The sequence below is a fragment of the Telluria sp. RB2R28 genome, from assembly GCF_059685835.1.
Genome location: NZ_JCASIK010000007.1, coordinates 35,073 through 52,149, shown reverse-complemented (window position 1 = coordinate 52,149; position 17,077 = coordinate 35,073). Strand labels below are relative to the sequence as shown.

The 17,077-nt window shown below is 64.2% G+C and carries 15 protein-coding genes; 6 read left to right on the top strand and 9 right to left on the bottom strand.

The features are described 5' to 3' along the window. Positions 1 to 13: 13 nt before the first annotated feature. Positions 14 to 181: a DUF2256 domain-containing protein gene (locus AC56LV_RS21490; RefSeq protein WP_499560808.1), complete on the bottom strand. Its 168-nt coding sequence runs from the start codon at positions 179 to 181 to the stop codon at positions 14 to 16. Here AC56LV_RS21490 and AC56LV_RS21485 point away from each other — a divergent pair. Next, entirely contained in the window at positions 140 to 3,325 is a 3,186-nt protein-coding gene (locus AC56LV_RS21485; RefSeq protein WP_499560593.1) for a bifunctional diguanylate cyclase/phosphodiesterase, read from the top strand. The two genes, AC56LV_RS21490 and AC56LV_RS21485, sit on opposite strands and share 42 nt — an antisense overlap. Positions 3,326 to 3,358: 33 nt before the next feature. Here the strand turns inward: AC56LV_RS21485 and AC56LV_RS21480 are convergent, their stop codons facing one another. Further along, entirely contained in the window at positions 3,359 to 5,140 is a 1,782-nt protein-coding gene (locus AC56LV_RS21480; RefSeq protein ID WP_499560591.1) for a DUF885 domain-containing protein, read from the bottom strand. 176 nt (positions 5,141 to 5,316) lie between these two features. Between AC56LV_RS21480 and AC56LV_RS21475 the strand changes: the two genes are divergently transcribed. Then, positions 5,317 to 6,012, top strand: coding sequence for an SDR family NAD(P)-dependent oxidoreductase (locus AC56LV_RS21475; protein WP_499560806.1), 696 nt, complete (start codon positions 5,317 to 5,319; stop codon positions 6,010 to 6,012). Between the two features lie 6 nt (positions 6,013 to 6,018). Here AC56LV_RS21475 and AC56LV_RS21470 read toward each other — a convergent pair whose 3' ends face one another. From AC56LV_RS21470 to AC56LV_RS21440, 7 genes are all read right to left on the bottom strand, one after another. Continuing rightward, entirely contained in the window at positions 6,019 to 6,591 is a 573-nt protein-coding gene (locus tag AC56LV_RS21470; RefSeq protein ID WP_499560589.1) for a histidine phosphatase family protein, read from the bottom strand. A gap of 62 nt (positions 6,592 to 6,653) precedes the next feature. Continuing rightward, on the bottom strand, positions 6,654 to 7,196 hold the full coding sequence (locus AC56LV_RS21465) for a hypothetical protein (RefSeq protein ID WP_499560587.1): 543 nt from the start codon (positions 7,194 to 7,196) through the stop codon (positions 6,654 to 6,656). Positions 7,197 to 7,319: 123 nt separating this feature from the next. Beyond that, complete coding sequence (locus AC56LV_RS21460; RefSeq protein WP_499560585.1) at positions 7,320 to 7,763, bottom strand: FxsA family protein; 444 nt, start codon at positions 7,761 to 7,763, stop codon at positions 7,320 to 7,322. A 142-nt stretch (positions 7,764 to 7,905) separates the two neighbouring features. Further along, entirely contained in the window at positions 7,906 to 9,156 is a 1,251-nt protein-coding gene (locus tag AC56LV_RS21455) for a DUF819 family protein (protein WP_499560583.1), read from the bottom strand. Between the two features lie 224 nt (positions 9,157 to 9,380). After that, complete coding sequence (locus AC56LV_RS21450) at positions 9,381 to 10,325, bottom strand: fasciclin domain-containing protein (protein ID WP_499560581.1); 945 nt, start codon at positions 10,323 to 10,325, stop codon at positions 9,381 to 9,383. Between the two features lie 207 nt (positions 10,326 to 10,532). Continuing rightward, the gene (msrA, locus tag AC56LV_RS21445; RefSeq protein ID WP_499456643.1) at positions 10,533 to 11,048 is read right to left on the bottom strand and encodes a peptide-methionine (S)-S-oxide reductase MsrA; all 516 of its coding nucleotides are present in this window, start codon (positions 11,046 to 11,048) and stop codon (positions 10,533 to 10,535) included. A gap of 190 nt (positions 11,049 to 11,238) precedes the next feature. After that, positions 11,239 to 12,108, bottom strand: coding sequence for an alpha/beta fold hydrolase (locus AC56LV_RS21440; RefSeq protein ID WP_499560579.1), 870 nt, complete (start codon positions 12,106 to 12,108; stop codon positions 11,239 to 11,241). Positions 12,109 to 12,339: 231 nt separating this feature from the next. Between AC56LV_RS21440 and AC56LV_RS21435 the strand changes: the two genes are divergently transcribed. The 4 genes from AC56LV_RS21435 to AC56LV_RS21420 are packed head-to-tail and all read left to right on the top strand — an operon-like array spanning position 12,340 to position 17,065. After that, on the top strand, positions 12,340 to 13,752 hold the full coding sequence (locus AC56LV_RS21435; protein WP_499560577.1) for a TolC family protein: 1,413 nt from the start codon (positions 12,340 to 12,342) through the stop codon (positions 13,750 to 13,752). A 5-nt stretch (positions 13,753 to 13,757) separates the two neighbouring features. Continuing rightward, positions 13,758 to 14,735 (top strand): HlyD family secretion protein, encoded by a 978-nt coding sequence (locus tag AC56LV_RS21430; RefSeq protein WP_499560575.1) that lies wholly within the window; start codon positions 13,758 to 13,760, stop codon positions 14,733 to 14,735. A 9-nt stretch (positions 14,736 to 14,744) separates the two neighbouring features. Continuing rightward, positions 14,745 to 15,926 carry an ABC transporter permease gene (locus AC56LV_RS21425; protein ID WP_499560573.1) on the top strand — a complete coding sequence of 394 codons (1,182 nt, stop codon included), beginning with the start codon at positions 14,745 to 14,747 and terminating at the stop codon, positions 15,924 to 15,926. Then, entirely contained in the window at positions 15,923 to 17,065 is a 1,143-nt protein-coding gene (locus tag AC56LV_RS21420) for an ABC transporter permease (protein ID WP_499560572.1), read from the top strand. Before AC56LV_RS21425 ends, AC56LV_RS21420 begins: the two co-directional genes overlap by 4 nt. The last annotated feature ends 12 nt before the right edge of the window (positions 17,066 to 17,077 follow it).

Below are 17,077 nucleotides of genomic sequence, written 5' to 3'. Positions count from 1 at the left end.
GCGTGACCGGCGCTCACCCCTGATCCTGACCATCGCGCCGGGTTGCCGATGTTGTCGTGCGCCGACAGCGTTCCGAGCAGTATTTGACCTGGTCCCAGTCGCGCGCCCACTTCTTGCGCCACGCGAACGCAAGCCCGCAGTGGGCGCAGATTTTAGACGGCAGCTCGGATTTTTTCCGCATTTTCATGCGCAGATTGTACGCACGCAGGCGAGGACTTGCCAGGTGTGTGCAGGCGTGCGACGTCGGCCGACGCATGTCGTTGATCTTGCGATAGAACTAACACCTGTCGAACCGATCCAAGATGTTTGGCCCCTGTTCCGATTGGCGTGTCACATCAGATGCCACGCGTCACCGCCGACCTGGTGCAATGCTGCAGGAGAGAACATGAACTCCGATGACCCTGATGGCTTGATCACGGACGAGTTTGAAAAGACCTGTGCACTCGAGCCGATTCACCTGTTGGGCACCGTGCAGTCGTACGGATTCCTGATGGTGCTGGCTGTGGACAGTGGCCGCATCATTCAGGTATCGGAAGGGGTCGTGCGCCATGTGCCGCAACTGCACGATGCCGGCGCGCTGATCGGGCAGCCGGTTGCCGACTGGGTTTTGTTTCCGGATCCGCAGGGCATGCCCGATTTCAGCACACTGCCTGAAACCGGGCCACTGGTGCTGCCCTGGCGCCTGCGGCTCGCACACGATGGCCCCTGCGCTCCGCAGACGGCAGTGCCTGCAGCACCTTTGTGGGAATGCCTTGGCCACCGCAGGGGTCGACTGGCCATCCTCGAGTGGTTGCCTGTCCAACCGGCCACCGACAGCGCCTCGACCGAAAGCCGGATGTTTGCCGACTTCGCCGGCGTGATTGCGCGGCTGCGTCGTGCCGACAGGCTTGGCACGTTCTTCGGGGAATGTGCCGAACTGGTCCAGTCGTTCACAGCGTTCGATCGCGTCGTGGTGTATCGGTTCCTGCCGGATGGTTGCGGCGAAGTGGTGGCCGAATCTACCTCGCCCGGTGGCCAGCCGAAGTACCTTGGACTGCGTTTCCCCGCCAGCGATATCCCGCTGCAGGCGCGCCAGCTATACCTGTCAAACAAGCTGCGGGTGGTGGCAGACGTCCATGCACCGATGGACCGGCTGGTGCCGCCCGTCCTGCCCGATGGCGCAATGCTCGACCAGAGTCACTGCATGCTGCGCGGACCGTCCGAGGCGCATCTGGCCTACCTGCACAATATGGCGGTGCAGGCCACCCTGACTGTGTCGATCGTTTGCGATGGCAAATTGTGGGGGTTGATCGCGTGCCATCACGACATGCCCAAGACCCCGCCCCACCAGATCAGGGAGGGCATGCGCCAGGTGTGCACTTTGCTGGGCGACATCACCAACATGCGCATCGAGGCCCTGTCGGGCATGGAGGCCATGATGCGGCGCCTCTCCCTCGACCGCCTGATCAACGCATTTCACCAGGCTGCGATCCAGCGTGGCGACCTGCCGGCAGTGCTCGATGCCTGGGCCCCCAAAATCCTTCAAGCCTTCGGTGCGAGCAGCCTGGGCGTGCGGATCGGCGCACTGTCCTATGCCAGCGGCAGCGCACGGCAGCACGGCCCTGCGCAGGGCATACTCGACGAGATCGAAGAGAAGCTCGGCAAAGCCACGATCCGCCCCCGCCTTCTGATGGAGACCGATCTGCTCGCGTCGCCGGAACGTGCCCTTGCCTTGCTGCCCGACACTGCCGGCCTGCTGCTGGTTCAGCGATCCAAGCCCGATCTGACATTCGCCTGCCTGGGCCGACCCGAACACCGGCACGAAGTGCGCTGGGGTGGCAAGCCCGAGAAAGGCGATGCAGTGGTTTCTCCCGATGGCATGGTGCGCCTGCAGCCCCGGCGCTCCTTTGCCTTGTGGCGCGAGCTGGTACGGGGTCGTGCCGAACCCTGGACGCAGGTCGAAGCCGATGCGCTGCAGGATTTCCTGCGCGTTCTGAGCGAAGTCCACAAGGCGCACGTCAACCGCACACTGCAGGAAAAGCTGCATTGGCGCGCCCATCACGATCATCTGACCGGTCTGTATAACCGGCACGCGATCGAGGAGGCGATCACACAGCGCCTCGAGGACGGTGACTACGACTGCGCCATGATGCTGCTCGACCTGGACCACTTCAAGAACATCAACGACACCTACGGCCATGCAACGGGCGACCTGGTACTGCAGCAACTGGGCTTGCGGCTGAAAACAGTCACCCGCGAATTTGACTTGCTGGCGCGGCTGGGCGGGGACGAGTTCCTGCTGCTGCTACAGATTCCTTCCCCCAGCGCCACGTCCAGCATGATTTTTTCGGAGCAGCTGCACCAGGCCGTCACACGTCCCTTCGAAGTCGGCGAGCATCGTTTGCGCCTCAGCATCTCCGTCGGTATCGCCATCCCGCCTGTTCACGGCACGACCATCAGCGAATTGCTGCGCCATGCCGACCTGGCCTTGTACCAGGCCAAATCCCTGGGCCGTTCGCGCAGCGCCGTGTTCGAGCTGTCGATGGCGTCGCATCACCTTGATTCGTTCCTGCTCGAGCGCGACCTCCACGATGCCGTGGAGTACAACCAGCTCGCACTGGTCTATCAACCGAAGGTCGACCTGTCCACCCATAAAGTGGTGGGCCTGGAAGCACTCGTGCGCTGGAACCACCCTACACGCGGCCAGAATGGTCCGACGACATTTATCCCCATCGCCGAACGCAGTAACCAGATCATCGGGATCGATCGCTGGGTCATGCGCACTGTCATTGCCGAGCAGGCGCAATGGCAGAATGCAGGCCGGTCGCCGCTGCCGATCGCGATCAATCTCTCGATCGCGGATATCCTGTCGCCCGACTTGACGGATTATGTGCTGCAATTGCTCGACGAATATCACGTGGCGCCCGACGCGCTGGAAATCGAGCTGACGGAGTCGAGCATCATGCGCGAACTCGAGCTGACCCAGACCGTATTGAAGGGCATGAACGACAATGGTATCGTGACCTCGCTGGATGACTTCGGTACCGGCTTTTCGTCACTCAGTTATTTGCGTCAGTTGCCGTTGCAGTGCCTGAAAATCGACAAGTCGTTCACACAAAATCTTTTGCAGGATCCGAACGCCGAGAAGGTGACCGAGGCCATCATCGCCATGGGCCTTGCCTTGAAAATGACGCTGGTGGCCGAAGGCATCGAGACGCAGAGCCAGATGAACTGGATGCTCAAGCATGGTTGCCACATCGGCCAGGGCTATTTCTTCAGCCCGCCCGTGCCGATGCAGGAGGTACACCATGTCATCGATCGGGTCGAGCTGCAGTTCAGCGCCTGAGCGAGGCGCATCGGCCGGCGTCGCACCAGTCCTTCAGTCTTTCTTCTGCGCCGCGATCCAGCGATCGGTCGCCGCTTCCAGCACGTCGAGCGGCACCGCGCCGTGCGACAGCACCTCGTTATGGAAAGCGCGCAGGTCGAAGTCCTTGCCCAGCGTCTTTTCGGCGCGTGCGCGCAGTTCTCGCAGTTTGAGTTCACCGATCTTGTAGCTGAGCGCCTGGCCCGGCACCGCGATATAGCGCTCGACTTCCTGCACGGCCGTCACTTCGTTCTGCGGCACGTTGTCCATGAAGTAGGCGATGGCCTGTTCGCGCGTCCAGCCTTTCTCGTGGATGCCGGTATCGACCACCAGGCGCACGCCGCGCCAGATTTCGGCCGTCAGGCGCCCGATCCATTGCCACGGGTCGTCGTACATGCCGATTTCCTGGCCCAGCATTTCGCTGTACAGGCCCCAGCCTTCCGAAAACGCGGTGCTGCCACCAAAGCGGCGGAAGGCCGGCAGGCCGGTCGTTTCCTGCGCCAGGCTGCGCTCGAAGTGGTGGCCGGGAACTGCTTCGTGCAGGAAGAACGCATTGGTGGTGAAGCGGGTGCGCGTCTCGGGCTTGTAGGCGTTGTAATAGAAGATGCCGGGCCGCTTGCCGTCGACCGAGCCGCGCTGGTACGACGCCGGCGCCGCGCTCACTTCGCGGAACGCTTCGACCGGGCGGATTTCAAACGGCGCCTTCGGCACATTCGCAAACAGTTGGCCCACCTTGGCCTCGACCTGCGGCCGCACGCCTTCATACGCCGCCTGGATTTCCTCGCGCGACTTGAAGCGCAGCTCGGGCGCATTATTCAGGTGGTCAAAAAACTGCCTGAGCGTGCCCTTGAAGCCCACACGCACCTTGGCTTCTTCGAACTGGGCGCGGATGCGCGCGACTTCGGACAGGCCAATGTCGTGGATCTGCGCCGGCGTCAGGTCGGTCGTGGTCGACTGGCGCGCGCGGAACGCATACCATTCCTTGCCACCGGGCAGGGCGCCGATGCCGGCCGTCGTGCGCCCGGCTGGCAGGTAGGTGTCGCGCATGAACGCAAGCAGCTTGCGGTTGGCCGGCGCGAGCTGTTCGCGCACCAGCTTGCCGTACGCATCCGTCAGGCGCGCCTTGTCGGCGGCGCTGAACGAGGCCGGGAACTTCTTCACCGGGCCCATATAGGTGCTGGTGGCCAGGTCGTCGCTGCCGACACTCTCGAGCTGCGGCAAGACGCGGCTGATCAACGCTTTCGGCATCACGATGCCCTGCTTGATCCCGAGGCGCATGTCGGCAATCACGTTGTCGACCGCCGGGGCATAGCCGGCAGCGCGCGCCAGCCAGTTATCGTAATCCTGAACGGTCTGAAACGGCTGCGTCGAGGCGCCGGAACCCAGTTGGGCCATCATCAGGTGCAAGCCTGAGAACTGGTCCACCGGCACCAGGTCGGACGGAAAGCGCAGACCGTCGAGGACTTGCTGCAGGCGGTAGCGCAGCAGGTCATAGCTGATGCGGTCTTCGGCCGGCAGCGGCGCCGGATCGAACTTGGCGCTGGCGGCGAGATATTTTTCCGACAGCGCGCGGCTTTGCTTGCGCTCCTCGGCCGACGAAACGGGGCCGAAGCGGTCGTTGTAGCGCGCGTCGCCGTTGAAGGTCGCGGCGATTGGATTTTCGCGCAGGTAGTCTTCCCAGTAGGCGGCGTACAACTGGTTCATTTTTTCCGGCGTGGCCGGCGTTTTGACCTGGGCAATGGCGGGGAGGGCGGCGCACACCAGGGTGCACAGGAGCAGGGGAAGCGAGCGGGTCATGGGGTCTCGTGGTGGTCGGGGCGATGCAAGAATAACATGGGGCTGCCAGGGCATGATTCGCGCAGCAGCGCGGGTCAGCCCGCGCATTGACCCGTCGTTGTCGTCGCATGATGGCGATGGCACGACCTGCTTTCGGTACACTCGATGCACAGACAACGGCGGAGCGCGACATCATGATGAACAGTTTGCCGGATCAATTTCATGCGCTGGTCATCGGCGCCTCGGGCACGATCGGCACGGCCTTTGTCGATCTGCTGGAACAGTCGCCGCGCTGCGCCTCGGTGCGGGGGCTGCACCGCCATTCGACGCCCGCGATCGACTTCGCGGACGAGGCCAGTGTCGCCGCGGCGGCGCAGGCGCTCGCCAGCGGCCCGCACTACCACCTGATCGTGAATGCGACCGGCGTGCTGCACGACGGCGCAACGATGCCCGAGAAGCGTCTGGCCGACCTGAACTATCCGCAGATGCAGGCGACCTTCATGGCGAACACCTTTGGTCCGGCGCTGGTCATGCGTTATTTCGTGCCGTTGCTGGCGGGCGAGCGCGCCATCATGGCCATGTTGTCCGCCAAGGTGGGCAGTATTGGCGACAATCGCCTGGGTGGCTGGTACAGCTACCGTGCTTCGAAGGCGGCCCTGAACATGCTGGTGAAAACCGCGGCGATCGAAGTGGCGCGCACGCAGAAGAACAGCGTGCTGGTCGCCCTGCATCCGGGCACCGTGAATTCACGGCTATCTAAACCGTTTCGGGGCGAGATCATCGGACGACCGGCCCAGGCTGCTGCTGCCGACATGCTGCAGGTACTCGATGCGCTGACGCCGGCCGACAGCGGTTCGTTCAGGTCGTACAACGGCGCCGAATTGCCCTGGTAGGGCCTGTCAGCCCGTCAGCTGCGCCACTGGCACTGTCGTTTCGATGCGCAGGGCGCCATCGGCGCTGCGCGTGGCGATGACGATGTCGCCCTGTTCCACGTACTTGCCGACCAGTGCGCGGATGTTCACGTCATGGGTCACCAGCACCAGGTTGCCCGGATCCTTGTATTCCGCCAGATAGACGCGTAGCTGCGCCAGCTTGCGCTCGCGCGCCGCGTCGTCGTCCTGGAACATCGAATCGACCATCTCGCTGGGCTCAACCCGGCCAAACGCGAGCCGGGCGGTGTCGACGCAGCGGCACCAGCGGCTCGACAGCACCGGGCCGACTGGCACCCCGTGCTTGCGAAAGGCTGCCCCGATCCTGGTGGCGTCCGCGCGACCCGCCTGGGACAGGTTGCGCTGCGTGCTGCATACGCCGAGTTTGAAACCGGGCGGATCGCCGATGCCAGGCACCGTAGCAGCATGGCGCATCAGGATGACGTAGCCACCGCGCTGCAGCAGCGGCCATGGTGATGTCGCGGCCCCGGCAACGGGCGCTGCGCATGCCGCCAGTGCGGCCAGAAAGTGGCGTCGGTCCATGGGGGGCTCTTGGTGGCGGGGCCGGTTGAATGATCAGATGGTACGCATCACGCTGTTAAAAATCATTTTTCTGGCGCATCCAGGAAGAAGATGGCGTACACCTTGGCGCCGGACTTCTCGGTCGGCTTGTCGATCTGGATCTGCGCGCAATCCTGCGCCACCAGGCTGCGCCAGTTGACGACGCCTGCATTGGCAAACACCGAATTGACCTTGCACGCCAGGCTCATGTCGAGCGCCAGGCGGGCGTTGCGCTGCTCTGCTTTTGCGTAGTTGACGCCGCGGATCTCGATGCCGAAGGCGCTCATCCATGGTTCCCACAAACCCAGTTCCACACCCTGCGTCATGCGGCCCAACATGGTCTCCAGCGACAAGCCTTTCTTGACGACGGCGCGCAGCAATGCCAGTGACGGCGCCTCGCGAATGTCGGTGCTGTGCTTGCCTGCGCCGCTGTCGCCGATGGCCTTCAGTTCCTTCGAAAAGGCGGCATCGCGCTCGGTGTAGTCGCGCATGCGCTGGTAAAACTCGACGTCCAGGAAGGGGTTTTCTACCCGGCCGGCGGGTGTCTCGGCTGGCTGGCGGGCGGAAGGCTGTTTTTTATTGGTCATGGCATTGGCTTCGGAGTTTAAGGGCGAAGCATACCACTGTGGGCCATACGGGTTGCATGCAACAGGGATGCGGTTGCACACCCTGAACGCGTTCCCGGCTTTTGCAAGGGGGAGCGCAGCCGCTTAGTCCTTGCGCTCCTTGAACTCACCCTCGATCACCATGTCGTCGTTGCGCTCAGGCGGGCGCTGGCCAGGCATGAACCTGGAGAACGACGAAGACACCCGAGCGAACAGGGTTTTGCGCAACCAGGGGAAGGCAAGAAGAAACGCCGTCACAAACCCGGTGAACAATGCTGGTACGTAGTCGCCCTGCCACACGAAGTGCAGCAGGCAGAGTGCGACCAGGGTGACCATGAGTGGCCGGCGGACAGGCTTGGGCAGCAGGCCAACGAGGCGCAGCTTGCCCTGGCTAACCGAAGGAAACCTGGCAAACAGAATACCAAGCAGCAAGCCGGCCACGAATCGGCCCGTGCCGAGATACCCGGCCACTACCCCGATGACGAGGTAGCCGGTATAGGTGATCGTGCCAGCCAACACTGCCAGCAGCGCCACCACCAGGGCCAGCACCAGTTTTGGCTTGCCGATGGCCAGTTTGACGAGAAAGCCGAGGATTTGAGTACTCCTGCAAATAAAGAGAGAAAGATTGTCGCAAATTCTAACAGCCCGCTAATGAGGTCATCCTTAAGCCGCGCGCGCCAGCGGCCCGTGTTTACCCGCCAGCAATCGCGCGCAGGGAAATCCCCGTGATGTAGGCGCCATAGGTGCCCAGTGCATAGCCCAGCACGGCGAGCAACACGCCGACCGGCGCGAGCGCCGGGTGGAAGGCGCTGGCAACCACGGGCGCCGATGCTGCGGCGCCGATATTGGCTTGTGAGCCCACCGCCATCATGAAGAGCGGTGCACGGATCAGTTTGGCCATCAGGATCATCAGGCCGCCGTGGAACGCGATCCAGATAAAGCCGAGCAGGAACAGCCAGGGGCGATCGACCAGGGCACTCAGGTCCATCTGCATGCCGATCGTGGCCACCAGCACGTACAGCATCACTGACCCGATGCGCGACGCGCCGGCGCCTTCGAACGTGCGGGCCTTGGTAAAGCTGAGCAGCAAACCGATGGTGGTAGCGATCACGACAATCCAGAAAAAGCCCGACGTCAGGCTGTAATCCTGCAGGCGCCACTCGGCTGGCAGGGATGCGATCCACGCAACCAGCGGCTGGGACAGGAAATGGGACAGGCCGGTCGCGCCCAGGCCGATGGCAAGGATCACCATGATGTCGGCCGTGGTCGGGATCCGCGCGTGCTGCGCCTGGTATTGCTCGATGCTGTCACGCAAGCGGTTCAGCGCCGTGAGGTCCGCGCCTGTCCAGCGATCGAATACGTGGGCGCGGCTGGCAAGGAACAGCAACACGGCGGTCCACAAATTACCTACCAATACATCGACCGCGACGAACTGGCCGAACATCGTGGCATCCACATCGAAGACCTCGCGCATGGCGGCCTGGTTGGCGCCGCCGCCAATCCAGGAGCCGGCCACCGTGGTCATGCCGCGCCAGGTGTCGCCGGCCACCGTCTCGGGATGGATCACGCGCATGGCTTCGAACGACACGAGGGCGCCGAGCATGACGCCGACCGTGCCAGTCAGGAACATGATGATCGCTTTGGGACCGAGCCGCACGATCGCCTTGAAGTCGATTGCCACGCACAGCAGCACGAGAGAACTGGGCAGCAGATAGTCGCGTGCCATCGGGTAGAGGCTTGAGGCCGCGCCATCGATGACGCCAAGCGTGTTCAGCAGCGAAGGCAGCAAATAGCACAGCAGCAGGGCGGGTACATAGCTGTAGAACTTTTTCCAGAAACCGTCCGGACGCGCTGCGGTCCACAGGACGGTGCCGAGTATGGCGGCAAGCATGCCGAAGACGACGGCATCGTTGGTAATCATGGCAGCAGAAACAGGCGGCATGCGCGCTCCAGGTTATTCGCGTCAGGGACCGATGACAGGCATGCAGTGTGCATTGCATTGGTCGAAGAGCAACGAGTATCGCCGGGCGCAAGGGTGTCGTCAACGTCATGGACGCTGGCAGCCGGCAGCGTCAGTACAGGCACGCCGCTTAGTCTGTATTGCTTGATTGGTCTGCGCCCGGTCCTGGACTAGCCGCTGCAGCGCTGCCATGGCTGGACGTGCACCTATCTAGGAATCAACACCTTTCCGATGACATGAATGACGCCGTTGCTGGCGCGGACGTCCGTTACCAGGATGCTGGCCGGCACCGTCGTGGTGTCGGTGATCGTCAGATTGCGGTTGATCGTGATGGTCTGGGCCGCGACCGTTGACCCGTCGAGGGCTGTCGTCGCCAGCGTGGCCACCGGCGTGCCAAACGGTATGGCAGTAGACAGGACCTGTGCCGGCAACACGTGGTAGGTCAGGACCGACGTGAGCTGTGACCTTGTCAGGCCCGTGGGCGCCGAGGCGAATGCGGCATTGTTGGGTGCGAAGACCGTAAAGGGGCCGCTTGCACTGAGCGCAGGTGCCAGACCGGTTGCCACGACTGCGCCGACGAGCGAGCTGAAAGATGCCGGATTGGTCTGGGCCATCTGCACGACATTGAGCACGCCGGGTGGTATCAGGACCTTGTCGATCCCGTGGATGATGCCGTTGTCGGCGTACACATTGGCCGTCGTCACGCTGGCCCTGGCCAGGACGGCGTCGGTGAATGCCACGCCGGATGACGTGTTCAGTGCGAGCCGGGCAGCTGCGCCGTCGAAGACGTAGGCTGTCGCCAGGGTTGCGCCGGCAGTGCTTAGCGCCGCCGAGGATCTGGCGCCGGGGATTACGTGGTAGCGCAGTATCTTGCCCAAGTCGGCCGCTGGCAGGGCTGCCACCATGGCGCCGGCGTTGGCAAAGCCGAGCTGTGTCGCCAGTGCGCCGAAGGCCGCATCGGTGGGGGCCAGAACCGTCAGGTCGGCATTTGCGGCGGTCAATGTACTGGCAATGCCTGCCTTGTCCACTGCCGCCAGCAATGCTGTGAAACCATTTTTTTGAGCGACCTCGGCCACATTGCCGAGATCGTCGTCACTGCTTCCACAGGACGACAGAAGAACCGCCAAACTCAACGCACCCAGCCACTTCAAGACAGATCTCATGGTTGCACCTCCGGAATGAACGTCCTTTTTGGACTGAAGTTCATCTGTTGGAGTTCCGCTTCAGCGTGCAACCGATGGTCGGGATCAAGCGGATACGGTGTAACTTGACGTCGCTACATCAGCTTTTCCATGGAGTTACCGACCCGAGGATATTGCATCCTCGTCTGGCAACTCCATGCCCGGGCGGTACCGGGATTACGTCGATTCCTGGCGCGAGGGCAGCTTCCAGTCCGGGCGGATGAAGTGGCAGGTGTATCCGTTCGGAATGCGCTCCAGATAATCCTGGTGTTCCGGTTCGGCTTCCCAGAAAGGCCCTGCTGCAGCGATCTCGGTAACAGCTTTGCCGGGCCAGAGGCCGGATGCGTCGACGTCGGCAATGGTCTGCTCGGCCATCTGCTTTTGTGCATCGTCGAGATAATAGATGGCGGAGCGATAGCTCATGCCGCGGTCATTGCCCTGGCGGTTCGGGGTAGTCGGATCGTGGATCTGGAAGAAAAATTCGAGAATCCGGCGATAGCTGATCTGGCTTGGATCGAACACCAGTTCGAGCGCTTCCGCGTGCGTGCCATGGTTGCGGTAGGTCGCGTTGGGTACGTCGCCGCCGGTGTAGCCGACGCGCGTGGACAGCACGCCAGGCATGCGGCGCAGCAGATCTTCCATGCCCCAGAAGCAACCTCCGGCCAGGATCGCGGTTTCAGTTTGTTGTGTCATTGATGTCCTTTGCTTGGATGAGTCATGAGTCGATAACGTCTATCTTCCCACGTTGATGCATTCGCCGTCGCACCTGCCCTGTTTTTGGCAAATGACAGCGTTGCAGCCCACCAGCACTGCTGCATTCAACGGAGCCCGGCAACGGCGCGGATGACGCTGATTGACACATCGACGTGTCGTGCCGTAAACATCAGCGGGCGGGCAGTTGCAGACTCAGGGATTGTTCAAGATGGGGCCCATCGCCCGCATAAGCAAGTCCGGCAGCAGCAGTGGCGTGCGTGCCGGCCAGTGCGCTCAGAATCAGCTGCGCGGCTTCCGCCGGTGCATCCCAATGCGGGAAATGGCCACAGCGATCAAACCAGTGCAGTTGCGCATCCGGAAACAAGGCCAGTGCCCGCTTCGCCTGCCATGGGAAACAGACCCGGTCACGTCGTCCCCAACCAATGACGAGCGGCTGCGTGATGCTGTTGCGGGGCGCGCCTTGCTGCTCCTCGCCATACGCGAGCTGAGCGAGCATTTCGTCAAACACCGGCGAGGCCACATAGCTGCACAATTCATCGGTCACGATGTCCGGCGCCAACTTCGTTGGCCGGGAAGAAAATTGCGCCAGCAACAGCGCGCGGCCAATCGGGTTGGCGCAGACCGCCGGCAACACGGGGCGCAGCAGCCGCAGCAGCCGGATCGACAAGTAAATCGAGCTGAAGAATGCATGACGCTCCCATCCCTGCCAGAACCCGCCTGGATTGAGCGCCACCACGCCCCCAACGACGCCACCGCGGCGCGCCAATTCCAGCACCAGTCGCGCGCCCATCGAGCTGCCGACTGCGTCGATGCCGGTCAAGCCCTGGGCATGGAGGAAGGCCGCAGTTTCATCCGCCAGCGTGCGGATCGAGGTTTCGCCGGCCAGCTTTGGCGTCTGGCCAAAGCCGGGCAGGTCCACCGCGATGACTTCACGCCGGGTCGCGAGATCGGCCAGGATGGGATTCCAGCTCTGCCAATGACCACCGAGGCCATGAATCAGAAGCAATGGTTTGCCGGTGCCGCAGCGAATGTGATGCATGGTCGATCTCCCATCGCACGGGTGTGCGTAGGCTGCAAGCGTACCGCAGCGTGCATAACGACTGCGTCCGTTAGGATAATCGCCAGCCTGAACGGTGAACGCAAGCAGGTAGCCGTCAATACGCTTGAGGCGTTATCATTACGTCCATGATGCCAGTCATGCAAGATGCATGACCAGCAACAGCATCCGCCCCGACGAGGGCGGATCGACGACTGAACACCGGAGCAATGCATGAAAGTGAAGGCTATTTTGCCCGGGGCAATCGCAGCCGCCGCGCTTGTGGCGCTGACCCTGCCCGCGCGGGCCGATACTGGTATCGACTATGCCGAGGCGCTGCGCCGGATGCAAACCAGTGCGGGTGCGGTGAATGGCGCCCGGCTCGATTTCCAGGCCAGGCAATTGCAGGCCGAGGCGCTGCGCCGCATCGATGGCCCGGATGTGCGTCTGTCCGGCTTTGCCGGGCGGGTCTCGACCACCCTCAGCGTCGACACTGGCGCCATTACGCAACTGGCCAACCCGGTGCTCGACTCGCTGCCGCCGCTGCCAGCCCTGAACCTGCCGGAGATCCCGCCGGCCATCAATGTCGACCGCGTGTTCAACGTGCATTCGCTCGGCCTGAACACGGTATGGCCGCTCTACACGGGCGGGCGCCTCGATGCGGTCAAGCAGATCGCAGCCGGCCGCGCGGACGAAGCCCACGCGAGCGTGCAGGCGGCCGTGGACGATGCGTCGATCCAGCTGGCGCAGCGCTATTTCACAGTGCAACTTGCCGCCAAGGCCAGCCAGTTGCGCAGCTCGGCGGCAGAGCTTGCCAAAGAACACCAGCGCATGGCGCGCAAGATGGAGCGTAGCGGGCTGATCGCAAAGGTCGAGCGCCTGAAAGCCGATGTCGCCGTCGACAATGCGGTCAGGGAAGCGGCCAAGGCGGGCAGCGACCTCGAGATCGCGCAGCTCGCGCTGCGCCGCCTGCTTGACGCGCACGGCGCCGTCACGCCGACCACGCCGCTGTTCGTGCATGCGGAGTCGCCGGGCTCGCTGGCCTCGTTCATCGATGCGGCCATGGCGTCGAACGCGGCCTGGAAACAAATTGCAGGCAAGCGCAAACAGGCGGACGGCGCCCTGCAACTGCAGGGCCGGGAATTCAGCCCGACCGTCATCGGGATCGCCAACTATAACCTCAACCGTGGCAGCTCCAGCCGCGCCAACTGGCTGGTCGGGGTGTCGGTCAGCGTCCCGCTGGTCGAGCGCATCGACCGCGCAAAAATGACCGCCGCCGCCCGGCTCGAGCAGCAGCGCGTCGAGGTCGCGGCAGAGCAGGCCGGGCGCGATATCCCGACCCTGGCTGAAAGCCAGTGGCGCACCATGGAGGATGCCCGCCAGCGCTACCTGGCGATGGGGTCCGCAATCGAGCTGGCGGCCGAGACGCAGCGCCTGGCGCAGGTGGGGTTCCAGAACGGGCAGGCCACGTCGACCGATGTCGCCGATGCGTCGCTCAACTACACCAAAACGTCCCTCGAGCGCGCCCAGGCCGGCTACGACTACGTCATGGCGCTGGCCAAATTGCTCGGCACCAGCGGCGAGCCTGAGCGCCTGAGCGCGCTGTCCCGGACCGCCACGCACATCGTCGACCTCACGAAAGAATAAGTACCATGGCAAAACCTTCCACCAAAGGCCTGCTTGCCGGCGGCACCGGCATCGTCATTCTCGCCCTGCTTGGCTGGGGCCTGTACCTGGCCTTCCAGCCGGTCCGCGATCCGCTCCAGGGCCAGATCGAGGCGCAGGAAATCAATGTGGCCTCGAAGGTGCCGGGGCGGGTTGGCCAGGTCCATGTGCAGCTGGGCCAGCGTGTCGCCCGCGGCGATCTGCTGTTCGAGCTCGACAGCCCCGAAGTGCGGGCCAAGGTGGCGCAGGCCGAAGCCGCCCGCGATGCGGCGCGCGCGACCAGCCAGAAGGTGCAGGCCGGCGCGCGGCCCGAAGAAATCGTCGCCGCGCGCGCCAACTGGGAGCGCGCCGAGGCGGGCGCCAGGCTCGCCAGGGTCACGTTCGAGCGTATCGGGGCGATGTATGCCGAAGGTGTCGTCGCGCGCCAGAAACGCGACGACGCCGAAGCCCAGGCGCGCTCGGCGAGCGAGCTGGCCACCGCCGCCCGGGCCCAGTACGCGCTGGCGCGCCAGGGCGCCCGCACCGAAGACCGCCAGGCCGCCGAGGCGCAGGCGCGGCAGGTGGCCGGCGTGGCGGACGAAGCAGGCGCCGCCCTCGACGAGACGCGCATCACGGCGCCCGCCGCAGGCGAGGTGACCAAGCTCGCGATCCAGCCCGGTGAGCTGGCGCCGCAGGGCTTTCCCGTCATTACCCTGGTCGACCTGGCCGATGTATGGGCCGTGGTTGCCGTGCGCGAAGATGCATTCAAGGCGTATGCGCAGGGTTCGGTGCATCAGGCCACCATCCCCGCGCTCAATACACGGGTCCAGTTCAAGGTCACCACGGTGTCCGCCTTGCCGGCCTTCGCCACATGGCGCGCGGCGCGCCCGGGCGGCACCGATCTGCGTACCTTCGAGGTCAGGCTGCGCCCGACTGCCCCGGTGCCCGGACTGCGCCCGGGAATGACGGTCGTGTTCGATCACTGAGCCCAACCGATGACCCGATCCGGCAACGCCATCGCATCGTCCTTGCGGCGCGAATGGGCGCGCCTGCGCGCCGATCCGTGGGACATCGCCATGCTGGGCGCGATCCCGCTCGCGCTCTATCTGCTGACATGGTGGATCTTCTCGGCCGGCGTGGCGCGCGACCTGCCGCTGGTGGTGCATGACCGCGACCACAGCGCCGTCTCGCGCAACCTCATCCGCATGCTCGACGCCTCGCCCGGACTGAACGTGGTGCTCGTCGCAGACAACGAGGCCGAGGCGTTGCGCCTGATCAGCGCGCGCGAGGCATTCGGCCTGGTGTCGATTCCTGCAGATCTGCAGGAATCGGTGCTTGCGGGCCGCGGTGCCAAGCTCCAGTGGGCCTATAACGCCCAGTTTTCGGCCCATTCGGGCAGCATGACGCGTGACGTGCGCGCCGTGGTGACAACCCTGTCGGCGGGCATCGAACTGCAAGCGCGCGCGCGCCGCGGCGCCGGTCCCGGCCAGGCCGGCGTGCAGATCGAGCCGGTGCAGACCCGCATCAGCACGCTGTTCAATGAAAACGGCAGCTACATCCCGTCGCTTGCGCTGCCGGTGGCCTTTACGCTATTGCATATGTTCGTGACGCTGGCGGCGGTGACGGCGATTGGCCGCGAATTTCGCGCCGCCACGGTGGCCGAATGGCTGGCCGCCGCCCACGGCAAGCCTGCTACGGCCCTGCTAGGAAAATTGCTCATTCCCTGTGCCTGCTTCGCCGTGCATGCGCTGTTGCTGTTCGTCTTGTTCGGCGTCATGCTGCGCTGGCCGGTGCAGGGGAGCGCCACGGCCATGCTGGCAGGCACGGCTCTCTTCATCACGGCCTGCCTTGCGCTTGGCGCGGCGATCGCCGTCTTCACCTCATCGCTGCGCGCGGCGCTGTCGGCCAGCGCCTTCATCACGGCGCCCGCGTTCGCGTTCGCCGGCCAGGGCTTTCCGCTGCTGTCGATGCCGCTGAGCGCGCGCATCTGGGCCGAATCCCTGCCGCTGACACACTATCTGCACATGCTGAACAACACCTGGACAGGAGGCGCGCCGCTGCGCTACAACCTGGCACACCTGGCGATCCTGCTGGCCTTTACGCTCGGCCTGGGCGTAGCTGCCTGGCTGCGCCTGGCGCGTCGCATGCACCAGCCTGCCACCTGGGGCAAGCAATGAGCGCCCCGCGCCGCGCCTGGGGCGCGTTCATGCTGACCTGGCAAGCCATCCTGCGGGACAAGGCGGCGCTGCTGCTGTTTTTCATTTCCGGCATCATCTATTCGTTTTTCTACCCGCTGCCCTATAGCACCGAGACGGTGCGCCGGGTGCCGGTCGCAGTGGTCGACCAGGACCAGTCGGCCCTGTCGCGCCAGCTGATCCGCTATGCCGGGGCGCACCCTGGCCTGGTCGTGGCCGGCGTCAGCACGCGGCCCGAAGATGCGCAGGCGCTGATCTGGCAGGGCAAGGCTGCAGGCGCGATGTTCATTCCCGCCGACTTCAGCCGCAAGGTGCTGGCCGGCATGCCGCCCGAAGTGGAGGTCAGCGGCCACGGTTCCTATCCTTTGCTGAACAAGGTAGTCCTGAACGGCCTGGCCGAGGTCGCCGGCACGGTGTCCGCCGGTATCGAGCTCAAGCGCCTGGGCGCGGCGACCCCGTCCGGCATGCAGGCCGAGGCGGCGCGCCAGCCGCTGGCCGTCGAGGCGCTGCCCCTGTTCAATGTGCGCGAAGGCTATGCCTCGTATGTCGTGCCTGGGGTCATGGTGCTGGTCATGCAGCAAACCTTTTTGCTCGGGATCGGGCTGTTGTTCGGCAGCTGGTCGAGCGACAAATCCTTCCCTTACGGGCAGGACACGGCCTCGTATTGCGGCGCCCTGAGTGCATTCGCGCTGGTCGTGGTGCTCAATGCGCTGTACTTTTTCGGCTTCGTCTTCTGGTGGCAGGATTATCCGCGCGGCGGCAACCTGGTCGGCACGGCGATGTTGACCCTGCTGTTCGCCTATAGCGTGGCGGCATTGGGCATGTTGATCGGCATGTTCTTCCGCACCCGCGAGCGCAGCATGCAACTGCTGGTTGCCACCTCATTGCCCATCATGTTCCTGTCGGGCCTGACCTGGCCGGCAAGCGCCATCCCGCTGCCGTTGCGCGCACTCGGCGCGCTGTTGCCGTCGACTGCGGCGATCCAGGGCTTCGTCGCCACCAACCAGATGGGCGCCTCGCTGCACGAGGTGCGCATGGAGCTTGCCATGCTGCTCGGCCTGGCGCTGGTGTTCACTGTTGCCGGCCTGGTCAAATGGAGGCGCATGCCCGCGCGCCGGTAACAGGCGCTGGCG